This window comes from Acidovorax sp. GW823-FHT01C06 (assembly GCF_058798375.1).
Genome location: NZ_JBXAKN010000015.1, coordinates 13,605 through 29,379 on the forward strand (window position 1 = coordinate 13,605; position 15,775 = coordinate 29,379).

At 69.7% G+C, this 15,775-nt stretch carries 12 protein-coding genes; 4 read left to right on the forward strand and 8 right to left on the reverse strand.

What is annotated here, in order from left to right:
• Positions 1-29: 29 nt before the first annotated feature.
• The 6 genes from AC1RCS_RS23675 to AC1RCS_RS23700 all read right to left on the reverse strand — a co-directional run bounded on the left by AC1RCS_RS23675 (position 30) and on the right by AC1RCS_RS23700 (position 9,372).
• Positions 30-4,373 carry a translocation/assembly module TamB domain-containing protein gene (locus AC1RCS_RS23675; RefSeq protein ID WP_492246404.1) on the reverse strand — a complete coding sequence of 1,448 codons (4,344 nt, stop codon included), beginning with the start codon at positions 4,371-4,373 and terminating at the stop codon, positions 30-32.
• Between the two features lie 11 nt (positions 4,374-4,384).
• Positions 4,385-6,319: an autotransporter assembly complex protein TamA gene (locus AC1RCS_RS23680; protein WP_492246403.1), complete on the reverse strand. Its 1,935-nt coding sequence runs from the start codon at positions 6,317-6,319 to the stop codon at positions 4,385-4,387.
• Positions 6,320-6,445: 126 nt separating this feature from the next.
• Entirely contained in the window at positions 6,446-7,633 is a 1,188-nt protein-coding gene (locus AC1RCS_RS23685; protein ID WP_218295980.1) for a vWA domain-containing protein, read from the reverse strand.
• 18 nt (positions 7,634-7,651) lie between these two features.
• Positions 7,652-8,254: a GNAT family N-acetyltransferase gene (locus AC1RCS_RS23690; protein WP_218295979.1), complete on the reverse strand. Its 603-nt coding sequence runs from the start codon at positions 8,252-8,254 to the stop codon at positions 7,652-7,654.
• A 16-nt stretch (positions 8,255-8,270) separates the two neighbouring features.
• Positions 8,271-8,507: a hypothetical protein gene (locus AC1RCS_RS23695; RefSeq protein ID WP_218339591.1), complete on the reverse strand. Its 237-nt coding sequence runs from the start codon at positions 8,505-8,507 to the stop codon at positions 8,271-8,273.
• Between the two features lie 10 nt (positions 8,508-8,517).
• Positions 8,518-9,372: an AAA family ATPase gene (locus AC1RCS_RS23700; RefSeq protein WP_218339590.1), complete on the reverse strand. Its 855-nt coding sequence runs from the start codon at positions 9,370-9,372 to the stop codon at positions 8,518-8,520.
• A 106-nt stretch (positions 9,373-9,478) separates the two neighbouring features.
• On the opposite strand from AC1RCS_RS23700, the gene AC1RCS_RS23705 reads away from it, so the two are divergent.
• The 3 genes from AC1RCS_RS23705 to AC1RCS_RS23715 all read left to right on the forward strand — a co-directional run bounded on the left by AC1RCS_RS23705 (position 9,479) and on the right by AC1RCS_RS23715 (position 13,807).
• Complete coding sequence (locus tag AC1RCS_RS23705; protein ID WP_218339589.1) at positions 9,479-10,141, forward strand: c-type cytochrome; 663 nt, start codon at positions 9,479-9,481, stop codon at positions 10,139-10,141.
• A 144-nt stretch (positions 10,142-10,285) separates the two neighbouring features.
• Positions 10,286-11,011: a helix-turn-helix transcriptional regulator gene (locus tag AC1RCS_RS23710; protein WP_218339588.1), complete on the forward strand. Its 726-nt coding sequence runs from the start codon at positions 10,286-10,288 to the stop codon at positions 11,009-11,011.
• 27 nt (positions 11,012-11,038) lie between these two features.
• Positions 11,039-13,807, forward strand: coding sequence for an Ig-like domain repeat protein (locus AC1RCS_RS23715; RefSeq protein ID WP_492246402.1), 2,769 nt, complete (start codon positions 11,039-11,041; stop codon positions 13,805-13,807).
• 125 nt (positions 13,808-13,932) lie between these two features.
• Here the strand turns inward: AC1RCS_RS23715 and AC1RCS_RS23720 are convergent, their stop codons facing one another.
• The gene (locus AC1RCS_RS23720) at positions 13,933-14,367 is read right to left on the reverse strand and encodes a DUF1841 family protein (RefSeq protein WP_218295973.1); all 435 of its coding nucleotides are present in this window, start codon (positions 14,365-14,367) and stop codon (positions 13,933-13,935) included.
• A gap of 219 nt (positions 14,368-14,586) precedes the next feature.
• Between AC1RCS_RS23720 and AC1RCS_RS23725 the strand changes: the two genes are divergently transcribed.
• The gene (locus AC1RCS_RS23725) at positions 14,587-14,808 is read left to right on the forward strand and encodes a hypothetical protein (protein ID WP_029413244.1); all 222 of its coding nucleotides are present in this window, start codon (positions 14,587-14,589) and stop codon (positions 14,806-14,808) included.
• A gap of 102 nt (positions 14,809-14,910) precedes the next feature.
• On the opposite strand, the gene AC1RCS_RS23730 is transcribed toward AC1RCS_RS23725, so the two are convergent.
• Complete coding sequence (locus AC1RCS_RS23730) at positions 14,911-15,720, reverse strand: IclR family transcriptional regulator domain-containing protein (protein WP_218295972.1); 810 nt, start codon at positions 15,718-15,720, stop codon at positions 14,911-14,913.
• Between the last annotated feature and the right edge of the window lie 55 nt (positions 15,721-15,775).

Below are 15,775 nucleotides of genomic sequence, written 5' to 3' on the forward strand. Positions count from 1 at the left end.
GCCGCGCGTGCCTTCCCGGAGGTGGGGTCTCAGTCGTACTTCACCGTGTAGATGATGTCCACCGCGCTCTTCTCGCCGGTCTGCCCGCGCAGCGTGAGGCGGCGCGAGAGGTCGTAGAAGATGTACAGCGTGCCCAGCGTGCCCGACAGGCTGCGTTCGTAGGTCACGTACAGGTCCTTGGACAGGCGCTTGCCGAAGGTGAGGGCGGCGGCGCTGGCGTCTTCGCCGGAGCCGGGGCCCTTGAAGCCGATCTCGTCCAGGCCGACCCGGCTGGCCATGTTGGCCGCCGTGTTGTTGTTGCCGCCCCTCCCCAGCAGCGCCAGCGCGGCCTGCTGCAGCACGGCGGCCTCGGCGCCGCCCGCGGCTGCGTTGCGGCCCAGCACCACCCACGAGAGTTTTTCCGCGTCGGGCAGTTCGGGGTCGGAATACAGGCGCACGCGGGGGGCCTGGGCGCTGCCCGTGACCTGCACGCCCGCGCGCACGCTGATGTTGGGGCGCAGCGCGAGGATGTCCAGCGACGGGTTGTTGTACGGGCCGTTGAAGCGGATGAGCCCGGTCTCCACGTCCAGCATCTGTCCCCAGGCTCGGTAGCGGCCTTCCTCGGTGCGCACCTCGCCCGTCACGCGGGGTGGGGCGCCGGGCACGGCGCTGCTGCGGATGTCCACCTCGCCCGTCAGCCGGGTGGTGATGCCATGGCCGCTCAGCGCGAAGTCGCGGCCCAGGTTGAGGGTGACCGCGATGTCGGGCGGCTTGGCGGTTTCTGCCTGCGCCGCCACCTGGCTGGCCTTCGCGGCGGCCTGCGCCCTGGCCTGGTCCTCGCGGTCCTTGGCGGCCGAGCGCACGACGACGTCCGAGCCCAGGCTGGGGGCGTTTTCGTCGGGCAGGATGATGGTGGCCCGGTCGGTGGTGAGCTTGCCGCGCAGGCTGATCTGGCCCTGCTGCAGCTGGGCCTGCAGCTGGCCCGACACGCTGATCTGCCGGTCTGCGCGCACGAGCACCTGCAGGGCCTTGGCCTCCGCCTGAAAACCCATGGCAATGCCCGAGAGGCCGTTGGCGGCATCGCCCCAGGTGATGCGGCCGGTGCCGGTGAGGGTGCCGCCGTCCTGCGGCGCGGCCGTGCGGTTGCCGCTGAAGCCCGCGATGCGCGCGCCGCTGCCGCGCCCGCCCTGCAGGCGGAACTCGGTGATGTCGAGCTGGTTGCCTTGCAGCGTGGCACGCAGGCGGCCGCCCTGCAGGTCCACGCCGTCCACGGCGGACCGCACCGCCAGGTCGTCCGCGCCCAGGGTTCCCGACCAGCGCGGCGCGTTGCGGGTGCCCGACAGGGTGGCGCTCGCGTCCAGCGTGCCGCGCACGCGCCAGCCGGGCGGGGCCAGGGCCGACCACACGCCCACGTCGGGCAGGCGCGCGCGCAGCGTGCCAGCCAGTGGCGCATCCGGTGCCCAGGCAAGGCTTGCGGTGCCGGTGCGCTGTGGTGCGTCTGCCGCGCCCGGCCGAGCGGGTGCGGGGGGCGAGGCGGCCGCGGGCCCCGCGAGTGACAGGCGGGTGTTCACGCTGGCGTCGATCTCTCCGGCGCGCTCGCTCATCCACCGCACACGCGCCCGCAGGGCTTCGCCGTCCAGATCGAGGGTGGCCTCGGCCTCGCGCACACCCGCTGCCGTGCCCGCTCCCGCCGGTGCTGCCGAGGCCTCGGTGGCGATCGCGGTGGCGGCGCCCGCGCCCTTGCCCTGGCCGCTGCTCTGCACGGCCGTCACGGCGGTGGGGTCTCCGGCCAGGATGCGCAGGTCGCCGCTGGCCCTGCGCAGGCTGGCGCTGGCGCGCGGGTTGGCTGTGGTGGTGTCCACGTTCCACTGGCCGTCCAGCACGATGCTGCTGGCCAGGCCCATGCGGGCCAGCAGGGGCTGGGCCGGGCGGCCCGCGGCGGCAGAGTTATCTCCCGCGCCCAGCGCGTCGACCCAGGCCATGGGCAGGCCCTGCAGCGTGCCCTGGGTCTGCACCCGCAGCGCGGGCCCGGAGGCCACGCGCACGGGCTGCCAGCGCAGGACCACGGTGCCCGGCAGCGGGCCGTTCAGGCGGGCCTGGCCTGCGGAGGTTTCCACCGACAACGGGGCGGTGCCCGGGGTTCGCGCGGTGATGTGCAGTGGTTCGGACAGCTGCAGGGTCCATGGCCCGGGGCGCTGTGTGTCCTGCGCCTGCAGGCGCATCTCGCCGACCTGTACCTGCCACTGCGCGGGGGCGGCCAGCCCGCCGGTCAGGCGGGTCTGCAGCGCAAGGCGGTGGGCCTGTGCGCCCTGGGGCGCATCCATGCGGGCCTCTCCTTGCAGCGACAGCGCGGCTTGTGCGAGGGTGCCGGAAAGCTCGGCCTTCACGGCGTGCAGCTGTACCGCGGTGGCGCCCCGGCCGGTACCTGGCGCGGGCGGCAGCGACAGTTCCATGTGCGCGGTGCCAAGGGTGGCCTGCAGCTCGAAGGTGTCCTTGCCCGCTGGCGGCGCACTGCCGCCGCCGGCCGCCTGCAGCTGGCGCACCAGCGTCTGCCAGCCACCTTTCCAGCGGGCGGTGAGCTGCCCCGCGCCCTTGGCGGAGATGCCCTGCATGGCGCCTTGCAGCGTGCCGCCCGCCAGCGGCAGGCTGGCCAGCCAGCGCTGGGTGGTGTCGATGTCGCTCCACTGCACCTGCAGGTCGCCGCCACCGGCGAGCGGCGCGGCATGGCCCTGGGCACGGGCGGTGGCGCCGGGCACTGTCAGCACCATCTGGCCCTGCACGGAAGGCGGCCCGCCGAGCGCGATGCGCAGGTCGGTGGCCTCGGCGCGCGCCTGCAGGGCGTCGAGCAGCAGGCGTTCGAGCCGCAACGTGCCGCCAGTGCCGGCCTGCGGGGGCGGGGCGGGCTGCCAGTGGCCTTGCGCGGTGAAGGTGTTGATGCGCAGGGCGGAAGCCCGGCCGCCCGCCGCCCGGCTGCCCGCCGCAGCGGCGCGGATGTCCGCCGTGAAGCGCACGGTGTCGCCCTGCGCCGTCTGCGCGCTGAGGCGGCCTGCCAAAGGGGCGGCCGCGAAGGCGGTGTGCAGTGCATCGGGGCGCAGGTTGCGCACCTGGGCCTCGCCTTCCATCGCGTGGGTGGCCGGGGTGTAGTGGCCCTGCAGCGTCACCGTGCCATCGCCGGCCGAGGCCGTGGCGGCAGGCACGGTCCAGCGGGTGCCGTCATAGCGGGCGTCGGCCCGCAGGGCCGTCAGGGGCAGGCGTGCCTGGTCCCAGGGGCCTGGGAGCTCGTTGTGCAGCTGCGCTTGCACCGACCAGTGGGTGCCGCCGCCTGCCGGTCCTGGCCCCGCCTGCACGGTGCCGTGCAACTGGGTCGCCGGCGCCTGCGGCCAGAGCGCCGCGAGGTCGATGGCGTGCAGCGTGGCGCTGGCCGCCTGCAGGGGCTGGGTCGCCCAGGGCGCGAGCGTGGCCTGCACATCGGCCTGCATGGGTTGCGCTGGGGCGGGGGCGGGCGCCTTGGTGGGCGACGCTGGAGCCCGGGGTCCCCGCGTGCCCGGGGCTGGCGTGGGCGTGGAGGTGCCGGGGGAGGGGCTTACACGCGCTTGCAATTGCAAGCGCGCCGAAGCGGTGGCCAATGTGCCCTGCAGCGTGGCGTGCGCCTGCACCTGCATGGCGGGTTCGCCGCCAGGCACGGCGGTGTGCACGGTGCCATCCACGCTGGCATCCAGTGCCATGGGGGCCTGTGCGCCCAGGGTGGCCCGCGCGCTGTAGCGGCCCTGGGCCAGCTCCACGCTGTCGATGTTCAGGCGGTGCTCGCGGCCGTCAAACCGGTAGTCGCCCGCCAGGCCCAGCGCTTGCACGGCGGGCGATCCGGCCCATTGCAGCTGGTCGACACGAAACGGCACGCCGATGTGCAGCGGCAGCACAAGCTGCGTGAGGGGTGTGGCGGGTTCGGCATCGGGCGGGCTGCCCTGCGGCGTGATCTGCACGCGCGCGGCATGCACTTCGCCCAGTTCCAGCCGCCGCTGCAGCAGGGGGGCCAGCTGCCAGCCCAGGCGGATGTCGGTGACCTCGACGGCCAGGGCCGGGCTGCTCCAGCGCAGCCAGCCGATGCGCCCGCCCTGGCGCAGCGATCCGGTGACCTCGCGGCTTTCCAGCTGCTGGCCGGCAGGCAGGTAGCGGGCCGCCCGCGCGAGCGCCGTGGCCAGCGAGGTGCCGCTGCCCGTCCACCACCACACCGCCGCCACGGCGGCGATCATCAACGCCACCAGGGCCACCAGAAGCCAGCCCGCGGCCCGCGCGGCGCGGCGCGCGCGCCGGGCTGGCGGGCGCGGCCCGGAAGACGACGCCCCGGCGCTGAAGTCCGAGGAGCGGGCGTGGGGCTTGGGGGTGTCGGGGTGCATCCGCCCGGCCATCAGAAGCTGAAACCCAGCCGCAGGTGCAGCCGCAGTTCCTTGGTTTTCACGCCGTAGGCCAGATCGGCCTGCAAGGGGCCCACGGGGCTGCGCCAGCGCACGCCGGCACCCACGCCCACGCGTGGGTCCAGGTCCCCCATGCGGTCCGCCACGGCGCCCGCGTCCACGAACAGGGTGCTTTCCCAGTCGGTCATGGCGCCGCCGTAGACGATGGGCCGCTGCCATTCGACGCTGCCCACGGCCAGGTAGCGGCCTCCATAGAGCTGGCCGTTGTCCGTGCGCGCACCGATGCTGCGGTACCCGTAGCCGCGCACGGTGGTGTCGCCACCGGTCAGGAAAAGCTGGGTGACGGGAATCTGCGCGCCATCGCGCGCCACCACGGCGCCGGCTTCCGCCCGCAGCGCCACACGGGCGCTGCGGGCCACGCCCGCCGCGTCCTGCACGCGCCCCGCCGGGAGGAACGATTGCCACCGCACCAGCGTGCGCACGAACGGGTCGCGCTCGGGCCGCAGCGTGGTGCCCAGTCCCAGTTCCACGGCAATCCCGTGGCCCCGCGTGGGGGCCGTGGGGTTGTTGAAGTAGCGGCCTGTCCACCCGTAGTTCACGCTGACGGCCGTGCCCGATGGCGGGGCGTTCAGGCCCTGGCTGTTGGCGTAGTCGTACTGCAGGAAGTAGTTGCGGTCGATGTGCTTCGTGCTCTTGCTGCGCCCCGAGCGCAGGCGCCCGCTGTTGACTTCGTAGTCGCCCGTCGATTCACGCTGCAGCTGGCCGCCCGCGAACCAGCGCCAGCCCCGGTTGTCTGGCAGGTCGGTCCATTCGGTGCCCGCGAGCTTGGTCTCCCGGTCCAGCGACAGCTTGCTCACGGCGCGCCATCCCAAGCCGGGCAACTGGTTGTGGATGTGCTCCAGGGACAGGCGTGCGCCGCTGTCGGTGGAGAAGCCGGGCCCGAACACGAGCTTTTGCAGCGGGGCTTCGCGCACCTGGGCAACGATGGGCGCGGCCTGGGGGTCGGTGCCCTCGGTGTCGAGCGTGAGGAACACCGCGTCGTAGTAGCCGCTGCTGGCCAGGCGCAGCTGGGCGTCCAGCAGTTCGGCCTCGTCGTAGACCGCGCCCGTGGGCAGCCGCGCCAGGCGCTGGGCGCCGTCAGGGTCGTAGCGCTGGCTGCCATCGACCCGCAGTGGGCCGAAGCGGTAGACCGGCCCGGGGTCGTAGGTCACGCTCAGCCTGGCTTCGTGCTTGTCGGCATCCACCTGCGCGCGGCTGCTGGCAATGCGCGCGGTGGGGTGGCGGCGAGCCTGAAGCTGGCGCAGGCCGTCGGTCTTCGCCGAATCCCAGGCCGATTGGGTGAATGGCTGGCCGGGCGAGAGGGACCAGTCGCGCTGCACGCGCTGCTGCTGGCGCAGGCTGGCCTTCGTGTCGGCAGCGTCGTTTTCCTGCGCCTGCGTGCCGGCGATGGCGGGGCTGGCGGCGCCCGCGAAGTCGATGTCCGCGCTGGCGATGCGGGTCTGGGGCCCCGGCTCCACGGTCACCGTCACTGTGCGCGGCGCGGTCTTGCTGTCGGGGGTGTCGGTCAGCTCCACCGTGATGGTCGGGGCGAAGTAGCCCATGGTGCCCAGCAGTTCGCGCGCATTGGCGTCGGCCGCGCCCAGCAGGCGCTGCAGCTCGTTGGCGTGCAGGTCGGGCAGATTGCGAAAGCGCTGCAGCTCCAGGTGGCGCTCCAGCGTCTCGCGCACGCTGTCCGGGGCCTTGACCTGCACGTTGAACGACGGCGCATCCGATGCGGCGATGACCGGCGCGGGCGCCGAGGCGTCGCGTTCCTCCGCGCGGGGCAGCAGGCTGCAGCCCTGCAGGGCCAGCGCTCCGAAAAGCAGCAACGCCGGCCACGGGGCCGGCGTTGGAGATGTGGCGGTAGGGCGCGGGATGCTGAAATGCACGACAGGACGGTATATGGAGTGGAACGTGGCCCGCAGGCCTTGCCCCGCCACTATGCACCGAAAATAAGACCGCCTGTGTCAGACAGTTACGCGCGATGGACCGGTGCGCGCCGCGGGCGCCCCTGCCTACTTGGACAGCAGCCGCATCGTCTCTTCGAGCCCCTTGAGCGACAGCGGGTGCATGCGGTTGCCGACGAGCTGCTGGATGATGCTGATGCTCTGCCGGTATTGCCACACGCCCTGGGGCTCGGGGTTGATCCACGCGTGCTTGGGGAAGGCGTGCGTGAGGCGCTGGATCCACTCCGCCCCCGCCTCCTCGTTGTTGTATTCCACGCTGCCGCCGGGCTGCAGGATCTCGTAGGGGCTCATGGTCGCGTCGCCCACGAAGATCAGCTTGTAGTCCTTGTTGTACTTGCGGATGATGTCCCAGGTGGGAAACTTCTCCGCGAAGCGGCGGCGGTTGTTCTTCCACATGAAGTCGTACACGCAGTTGTGGAAGTAGTAGAACTCCAGGTGCTTGAACTCCGTCTTCACGGCGGAAAAGAGTTCCTCCACGCGCTGGATGTGCTCGTCCATGGTGCCGCCCACGTCCATCAGCAGCAGCACCTTCACGTTGTTGTGGCGCTCGGGCACCATCTTGATGTCGAGGTAGCCCGCGTTGGCGGCCGTGCTGCGGATGGTGTCGGGCAGGTCCAGCTCCAGCTCGTGCCCCTCGCGCGCGAACTTGCGCAGGCGGCGCAGGGCCACCTTGATGTTGCGCGTGCCCAGCTCCTGCTGGTCGTCGTAGTCCTTGTAGGCGCGCTGCTCCCACACCTTCACGGCGCTCTTGTTCTTGCCCGCGCCGCCAATGCGCACGCCCTGCGGGTTGTAGCCGCCGTGGCCAAACGGGCTGGTGCCGCCCGTGCCGATCCACTTGCTGCCGCCCTCGTGGCGTTCCTTCTGCTCTTCGAGCCGCTTCTTGAGCGTCTCCATGAGTTCGTCCCAGCCCATCTTCTCGATGGCTGCTTTCTGTTCAGGCGTGAGCTCGTTCTCCAGGATCTTGCGCAGCCAGTCGGCCGGGATCTCCTTGGTGAAGTCGGCCACCATCTCCACGCCCTTGAAGTAGGCGCCGAAGGCCCGGTCGAACTTGTCGTAGTGCTTCTCGTCCTTCACGAGCGTGAGGCGCGAGAGGTTGTAGAAGTCGTCCAGGCTCCAGGCATCGTCGGACTTGGGGCCCACCACGCCAGCCTGCAGGGCTTCGAGCAGGGTGAGGTATTCCTTGACCGATACCGGCAGCTTGGCCGAGCGCAGGGTGTAGAAGAAGTCGATGAGCATGGTTCTGGCCTCCAGCGGTTACTGGGAAAGCGTGTGGCGCTCTAAAAGGTATAGCAGCTGCGCCTTGGCTTCGGGCCATTCGCCCGAGCGCATGCTGTACATCACCGTGTCGCGGACGGTGCCGTCGCGGCGCAGGGCGTGGCCGCGGATCACTCCGTCCTTCCTGGCGCCCAGGCGCTCGATGGCTTTTTGCGAGGCGAAGTTGTAGTTGTCGGTGCGCCAGCCCACCACATGGCTGCCCAGCGTGTCGAAGGCGTGGCCCATCATCATCAGCTTGCACGTGGTGTTGACGTGGGTGCGCTGCACGCTCTGGCGGTACCAGGTGTAGCCGATCTCCACGCGCTTCACCGCGGGCAGGATGTCGTGGTAGCTCGTGGAGCCCAGGACCTTGCCGCTGGCATCCTCCACCACGGCGAACGCGAAGCGGTTGCCGTCCTCGCGCATCCTGAGCGCCGTCTCGATGTAGGCACGCGTGTCCTGGGGCTCGGGCACCGAGGTGACGCGCAGCTTCCACAGTTCGCCATCGGCGGCGGCGGCGGCCAGGCCGTGTTCGTGGGACAGCGCCAGGGGTTCCAGGCGGATGCCGCGGTCGCGCAGGGTGACGGGTTCTACAAAGGCCATGTGTCGTTGCCCTTCATCAGTCCTTGGAAGGCTTGTTGCGCCGGTGCGTCTGCCAGCGCCGTGCCGCATGCAGGCCCAGGCCGCCGCCCAGGCCCACGAGGGCAATGCCCCCCAGCGCCTTGTTGCCGTAGCCCGGCGCGAAGATGTCCAGGCCCAGCCACTGGCCCAGCCAGAAACCGGCGAGGGCGCCGCCGACAAAGCCGATGGCGTCGGCGATGCCGTCCATGAGGGAGGGGGTGGTGGGTGCGGCCATGGCGGGGGGACTACCGGTTCCGCTGGTTCATGAACACCAGCTTTTCGAAAAGGCTCACGTCCTGCTCGTTCTTGAGCAGCGCGCCCACCAGCGGCGGCACGGCCACCTTGTTGTCGGCGCTTTGCAGCGCGGTCAGCGGAATGTCTTCGGCCACCAGCAGCTTGAGCCAGTCGAGCAGTTCGCTGGTCGAGGGCTTCTTCTTCAGGCCGGGCAGGTTGCGCACGTCGTAGAACGTCTTCATCGCCACGCCCAGCAGCTCGCTCTTGAGCGTGGGGAAGTGCACGTTGACGATCTGGCGCATCGTTTCGGCTTCGGGGAACTTGATGAAGTGGAAGAAGCAGCGGCGCAGGAACGCGTCGGGCAGCTCCTTCTCGTTGTTGGAGGTGATGAACACCAGCGGGCGGTGCTTGGCCTTGATGAGCTCGCGCGTCTCGTAGCAGTAGAACTCCATGCGGTCGATCTCGCGCAGCAGGTCGTTCGGGAATTCGATGTCGGCCTTGTCGATCTCGTCGATCAGCAGCGCCACGGGGCGGTCGGCCGTGAAGGCCTGCCACAGCACGCCCTGGATGATGTAGTTGCGGATGTCCTTGACGCGCTCGGCGCTGTCGCCATCGCCCAGCTGGCTGTCCCGCAGGCGACTGACCGCGTCATACTCATACAGGCCCTGCTGCGCCTTCGTGGTGGACTTGATGTGCCATTGCAGCAGCGGCATGTCGAGCGCCTGGGCCACTTCCTCGGCCAGCATCGTCTTGCCGGTGCCCGGCTCCCCCTTGATGAGCAGCGGGCGTTGCAGGGTGATGGCCGCATTCACGGCGAGCATCAGGTCTTGGGTGGCGACGTAGTTCTGGGAGCCTTGGAATTTCATGGGGGCGAATCACCGGATCGTTGATGAATGGGCTTGACAGGCGCTGGCTATAATCGGCGGTTGATCAGAGCCCAGAGCTGAACTTCCACGAGATTGTGCGCGCAAAATGAACAAAACGCTGACCATGCTATTTGCCCTGGCTGTCGCTTCCGTGACCGCCCTGTCCCATGCCCAGGAAGCCAAAGGCGACGTGGAAGCCGGCAAGCAGAAGATTGCCATGTGCATTGGCTGCCACGGCATTCCGGGCTACCAGGCCAGCTTTCCCGAAGTGCACAAGGTGCCCATGATCTCGGGCCAGAGCGCCAAGTACATTGCCTCGGCGCTCGTCGCCTACCAGAAGGGCGAGCGCAAGCACCCCACCATGCGCGGCATCGCGGATTCGCTGAGCGAAAAGGACATCGCCGACGTGGCCGCCTACTATGAGCAGCATGGCAAGACGGGGGCCGAACTGCCCGCCAAGCCCGGCCGCGAACCCAGCGTGCAGGTGGCCGAGCTTCTGAAGAAGGGCGCCTGCGTTTCGTGCCACGGCGACAACTTCGCCAAGCCCATCGACCCTTCGTACCCCAAGATCGCGGGCCAGCACGCGGACTACCTCTTCGTGGCCCTCAAGTCCTACAAGGCCGAGAAGAACCCCAACGTGGGCCGCAGCAACGCCATCATGGGCGGCGTGGCCAAGCAGTTCACCAATGCGGAGCTGAAGGCGCTGTCGGGCTACATCAGCGGCATCGACGGCGACCTGCACGTGGTGCCGCAATCGCGTTTCCGCTGAGCCGCTGCGGTGTGCCACCAAGAAGACGCCCCTCCTGCGAGGGGCGTTTTTGTTGGTGGCGGGGCATGACGGGCGGCTGAGGGTCAGCTTCGGCACGGGACGCTGGTATTTTTGAACGGTTGCATCGATCCAGGCGGAGACACGATGGGCTATCTCGACTCGCATTCTCTGCACCGGCTGAGCCACGCGACGCTGCTGGTGCATTCGACACGGGACCCGAACGACCTGTCGAACAACCTGCTCCAGGCGCTGCGCAGCGTGGTGGGCGGAGACATCTTCGTTGTCGACTGGCGCAACTGCACGCCGACGCTGCGCACCCTGTATGCGCCGGAGCGCGCCGTGTCGCGCGAAATCAACGAGGCCGTCCATCAGCACCTTGGCGACAATCCCGGCTACGGCAAGCGCCGCGTGCCGATGAGCATTTCCGACCAACTCTCGCCGACGGCGTGGAGCCGGTGTGCGCTGAACGCGGAGGCCTATGGCCGCGTCGGCCAGAAGGATGGGCTGGGCCTGGACATCGACCTTGGCGAAGGGCGCATGCTCACGCTCAATGTCACGCGCGCAACGCGCGGCTTCGGCGACCCCGAGCGCACGTCGCTCGCGCTGCTGGAAGGCCACATCCGCCAGACGCTGGGCCGCCTGCAGGCCCGCAGCAGGCGCCGCCACATCGCGCACCGGCTGCACGATCGCGCCTTGAGCGAGCGCCAGCGCGAAGTGCTCGTGGCGGTGGCCCATGGCGCGACCAACGCCGAAGTCGCGGCAAGGCTCGGCATTCGCCCGGGTACCGTCAAGCGCCATCTCGAAGACATCTACGTCAAGACAGGCGTCGGCAGCCGGCACCAGCTCGCCGGTTGGCTGGCTGACGAATAGGCGCGCGCGGTCGTGTGCCGTCGGCACATGACCTGTGAATTTTCCTCCCCTACGATCCATCGCGATGCTGCGGCGGGCCGTGATCCGCTGCCAAAACCGAAGACAGGGGATGAGATGGGCAGGAGTGTCTGGCACCTGAAGGGCGCGTTGTGCCTGTTCGCCGCCGTGTGCGCAACGCTGGTCCTGGGGGGCTGTGCCATCGTCGTGCAGACGCAATGGATCGAGGCGCCGCTGGTCGCGGACGCGAGTCTGCAGGGATCGGATTACGCACCGAGCAATCCCGATGGCCTGCGGATCAATGAACATCAGCAGGCGGTCGTCCGCTTCTCGCTCGATACGCTTCCCAACGGCAACATGGTCCTGGTGTCGCGGGCGGGCTCCGGTCAGCCGCTCCAGGTGGGGCCGTCCGCCTATGCGCTGACCGCGGACAAGATCGCCAGGGCCAGGATCGTCGTCTATGTCCAGAACGTCCGGGTGGCCGGCAGCGTTGCGTTGGTTCCCCTCGAAGGCAATGGCTGCTGGCCGCAGGAAAGCGTGGCGCCTGCATGCGTGGAGGGCCCGCCGACGCCTGGCGTCGACCCGGACTACCAGGCCGGAAGCAGCGTGCGCAAGCCGGTGGCCATTCGCCAACCGGGCTTTCGGAGCTTCGACGCCACCGACATCGTCAAGTCGTGGGTGGACGGCAGCCGTGCCAACAACGGCATCAAGATCGTCAGCGTCCCAGGTGCCGATGCGTCCCATGCCGACTTCGATGTCGCGGCGAAGGAATCGAGCCCGGGCAAGACGCTGGTGCCGCATTCCGTCCAGTTGTTGATCACGCTGTCGGATTTGACGGGGGTGTCATCGAATGCCGCATCGTCGTCCCAGATCCAGGAGAACGCTCCCGGTGCGGCGGATGCGGGCAGTGCCGATCTGCGGCTGAGCGGCACGGCCGGAAGCCGCGGCGTCGCGCTGCTCAAGACGCCGGAGCTTCCTTTTGTGGTCCGCAGCATCATGCAGTATTCCTCCACGCCGCTGCAGGCCAGCCTCGTGACCTATGCCAGCAGCGTTTCGCAACCGGCCACGCTGCGGCTCTCCCCGGCCGAGGACTTCGACGCGGGCACCGTCTCCTGGAACACCCAGCCCGCGTGGGACGGCGCCCGGGCGGCGACGGCGCCTGTGGCGGGACCGGGCGCGGTCAGCGTGTTCGATTTCAGCCGCAACTACGCGGAGCTGCTGGCGGACGAACAGAATGCGAACCCCGGCGCGACGGATTCCGCGCTGCCAGGCTATGCGGCCGCACTCGAGCCGGACGCCGGCGCTCTCGCCACCGTCGATGGTGTGCCGAACAGCACCACTGCGCGCGCGCCGCGGGCAACACTGGTGTACAAGACGCCCGAGGCGCTCCAGGGTCCGCTGGCTATTTTTCAGGGCGTGAGACTCTTCGATCCCGGCGACGCGGGCCCCTGGGGCTGGGAGACCGCCTACATGCCGGCCTCGCAGTCGTTCAGCATGCGCATCGGCCAGCCCTCCTCTCCGTTTGGAGTGCGGCCGCAAACGGTGTGGAGCGACACCCATGCCATCGGCTTTCTTTCTGTGCCCGTCAACGTTGCAGCGCCCGGCACGGGCGCGAGCGCGACCTTCCCTTCCGGGAGGAATACCTTCGAGACGATGGGCTCCGACAACTGGACCCCCGTCGTGCCCACGGCCAATCGTGTCGTCGGAAGCTACCTCGTGCACATCACGATGCCGGGGCACAACGCGCGCTTTGATCTGCAGTTTCACAACCTGCCGCTTCCGGTGCCCGCATTGCAAGGGCCGTCCACCGTGCTGCTGCCCGCGGGACAAACGGCGGTTTCGCTGCCTGCGACGGCCCCGGCCGATCCTGCCGCAGGATTCGTATTGGCGGTGGACGATGCCGTCGTCAACGCCCATATCGACAACACGACGAAATGGAGGATCACGAGCTCGGTGGCGGGCGACGTCCTGCCTGGCGTGATCGCGCAGAGCGATGGCAGCGTGGGCTGGCCCATCGGCTTTGCCTCGGCCGGGCCGCGGACGCTGACCGTGACGAGCCAGGGCGATGCCTCGGTCCGGGCATCGATGCAGACGACGGTGCAACAGCAGTCGAGCGTGCGCCTGGCTCAGCCGCTGGCCGGAGCCACGTTCGTCTACGGCCAGGCGATCACGCTCCTGGCCGAAGTGACGGGGGGAGCGGGGCCGCCGGCCGGCAGCGTGCACTTTTCCGATGGCGCGGCGACGGACCTTGGCGATGAGGGGCTTGATGCCTCCGCCAGGGCGGCTCTCGCGCGCCAGTTGCCCGTTGGACGGCACGACGTCCAGGCGGCCTATGCAGGCGACATCGCCAGCTTCACGCTGCCTTCGGTGTCCAATCCGGTGGCCATCGAGGTCCTGCCAGCTTCGACGGGTATCGCCCTGGGGGCGGTGGGGCCGGTCGGTCTGGGCGGTTCGGTGACGGTGTGGGCGACGCTGGCGGTGGCCGCGCCGGGGGGCGGCACGCCGACGGGAACGATCACGATCACGAACACCACCGACGGCCTGAGCTGCAGCTACGCGGCGGCCGCGGCGGCGCCAGGCTGCTCACTGCGGCCGAAGGGCTCTGGCACGAAGGCGCTGACCGCGAGCTACTCCGGCGACGGCAATTTCCTGGCAAGCAGCGCGGCGGGGACCCTGGTCGTGAGCGCATCGCCCACCCCTGTGCCGGTGCCCCTGTTCTCGCGGGAAGGGCTCGGGCTGCTGGTGCTGCTGCTGGCCGGCACCGCGCTGGCGCACAAGGCGCGCAAGCCCGGGCGCTGAGCGGGGAGGGTTCAGCGCCGCATGCGAATTTGCATGCAGCCGGGCAACCAGGCGGGAAGCCCAGGACAGGGCTGCAGCATGGCGAGGTGAACCAACGACGTCATGCGGTTGGAGGCCAATCCGTCTCAGTCCCGCGTGGCCCGCCGCTGCACGCAGGCGATGTAGGCCTCGCCGTCCGGCGGGCGGCCGGCGCGCTGGCTTTCCCACAGCATCTCGCCCAGGCAGTCCATGGCGGCGTGGTGCGCATCGTGCAGCGAGTCGAGCCGCGCGGTCAGCAGCTCCACCGCCTGGCGGATGCCGCGCGGCTGGTCGATGCTGCACTGCTCGCTGATCGACAGGTGCATGGACAGGTGCAGGAAGGGGTTGGTCTGGCCCGGCGTCTCGTCGTAGTTGCGCGCCACGGCGGCATCGGCGTCGGACAGGTCGGTGTGGTACTCGGGGTGCTCGGCGATCCACAGGCTGGCCAGCGTCTCGATGGCTTCCATGGGCGCGCCGGCCTGGGTCTTGGCGTGCACCCCGCAGAGAAAGCGGCGCACGTCGGCTTGGGAGGGGCTGAACATGGGGCGTGAGCGTAGCACGCAGCCCTGGCGCACAGGGCGTGCAGGGTTGCACGCGGCGCCGGAGTGCGGCTGGCGCGCCGGGGCGGGTGCGCGACGCGCGGCAGCGGCGGTGTCCTACGCGGGCGCGGCGGGAGCTGCCCTACATTGGCGATGCGCAGGGACAGGGAGCCGGGCCCGCTCTGCCGCAGTCCCTGAATACCCGGTGTTGGGAGATCTGTCATGAATGCAATGCGAATCGTTGGTGTGCTTTTGTTGGTGCTGGGCTTGGCAGGTTTTCTGACGGGGGGCTTCAGCTTCACCAAGGACACCACGCAGGCCAAGCTGGGCCCGCTGGAACTGACGGTCAAGGAAAAAGAGTCCGTCAACATTCCCCAGTGGATGAGCCTGGGGGCGATGGTGCTGGGCGGCGTGGTGCTGGTGCTGGGCTTTCGCAAGAACTGAGCCTTCACCACCCCAGCGTGGGCGCCCTGTGCGCGCAATGCCCGTGCCGGTGCCGGGCTGGCACCGGCGTGAAGCCGCCCGGCGGCCGCCGGGCCCCGGGCTTCACTCGCCCCGGCCGCGCGGCGCACCCATCATGCGCGAGATGGTCTTCGCGGCGCGCAGCAGCGCGGGCAGCAGGCTCTCCTGCATCATGGCCGCGCTGGTGCGGTTGGCCTGCCCGCTGATGTTGAGCGCCGCCACCGTCCGCCCCGTGCGGTCGGCCAGTGGCGCGGCGATCGAGATCAATCCTTCCTCCAGCTCCTGGTTCACCAGGCACCAGCCCTGCTGGCGTGCCTCGCGGATGCGCGACAGCAGCGCGGGCAGCTCGGTGGTGGTGTGCGCGGTGAAGCGCTCCAGCGGATGCTGCGCCAGGCGGGCCTCCAGCTCCTCATCGGGCAGCCCGGCCAGCAGCACGCGGCCCATCGAGGTCCAGGGCGCGGGCAGGCGCGAGCCCACGCCCAGGTTCGTGCGCATGATCTTGTGCGTGGGCACGCGCAGCACGTAGACGATGTCGAGGCCGTCGAGCACGGCGGCCGAGGACGACTCGCGCACTTCTTCCACCAGGTCCTCCATCACCGGCTCGGCCAGGTTCCAGATCGGCAGCGATGAAAGGTACGCAAATCCCAGGTCCAGGATGCGCGGGCTCAGCCGAAAGAGCTTGCCGTCCGTCTCCACATAGCCCAGCGTCTGCAGCGTGAGCAGGATGCGGCGCGCACCCGCGCGCGTGAGGCCCGCACGGGCCGCCACTTCGCTCAGCGTCTGCTGCGGCGTGGCCGCGCTGAACGAGCGGATCACCTCCAGCCCGCGCGCGAACGACTGCACATAGCTGTCGCTGGGCTTGGGGTCTTTGGCGTCAGGGGTTTGGATATTCATACGTGCGCCTACTATAATTCTTTATGCGAACATTTGTTCTATAAGCGAACAAATT

What these genes read in the sequence shown, in the direction of transcription:
- AC1RCS_RS23675 (WP_492246404.1), bottom strand. Translation starts at nt 4,373, where the DNA reads ATGCACCCCGACACCCCCAAGCCCCACGCCCGCTCCTCGGACTTCAGC.
- AC1RCS_RS23685 (WP_218295980.1), bottom strand. Translation starts at nt 7,633, where the DNA reads ATGCTCATCGACTTCTTCTACACCCTGCGCTCGGCCAAGCTGCCGGTA.
- AC1RCS_RS23690 (WP_218295979.1), bottom strand. Translation starts at nt 8,254, where the DNA reads ATGGCCTTTGTAGAACCCGTCACCCTGCGCGACCGCGGCATCCGCCTG.
- AC1RCS_RS23695 (WP_218339591.1), bottom strand. Translation starts at nt 8,507, where the DNA reads ATGGCCGCACCCACCACCCCCTCCCTCATGGACGGCATCGCCGACGCC.
- AC1RCS_RS23700 (WP_218339590.1), bottom strand. Translation starts at nt 9,372, where the DNA reads ATGAAATTCCAAGGCTCCCAGAACTACGTCGCCACCCAAGACCTGATG.
- AC1RCS_RS23705 (WP_218339589.1), top strand. Translation starts at nt 9,479, where the DNA reads ATGAACAAAACGCTGACCATGCTATTTGCCCTGGCTGTCGCTTCCGTG.
- AC1RCS_RS23710 (WP_218339588.1), top strand. Translation starts at nt 10,286, where the DNA reads ATGGGCTATCTCGACTCGCATTCTCTGCACCGGCTGAGCCACGCGACG.
- AC1RCS_RS23715 (WP_492246402.1), top strand. Translation starts at nt 11,039, where the DNA reads ATGACCTGTGAATTTTCCTCCCCTACGATCCATCGCGATGCTGCGGCG.
- AC1RCS_RS23720 (WP_218295973.1), bottom strand. Translation starts at nt 14,367, where the DNA reads ATGTTCAGCCCCTCCCAAGCCGACGTGCGCCGCTTTCTCTGCGGGGTG.
- AC1RCS_RS23725 (WP_029413244.1), top strand. Translation starts at nt 14,587, where the DNA reads ATGAATGCAATGCGAATCGTTGGTGTGCTTTTGTTGGTGCTGGGCTTG.
- AC1RCS_RS23730 (WP_218295972.1), bottom strand. Translation starts at nt 15,720, where the DNA reads ATGAATATCCAAACCCCTGACGCCAAAGACCCCAAGCCCAGCGACAGC.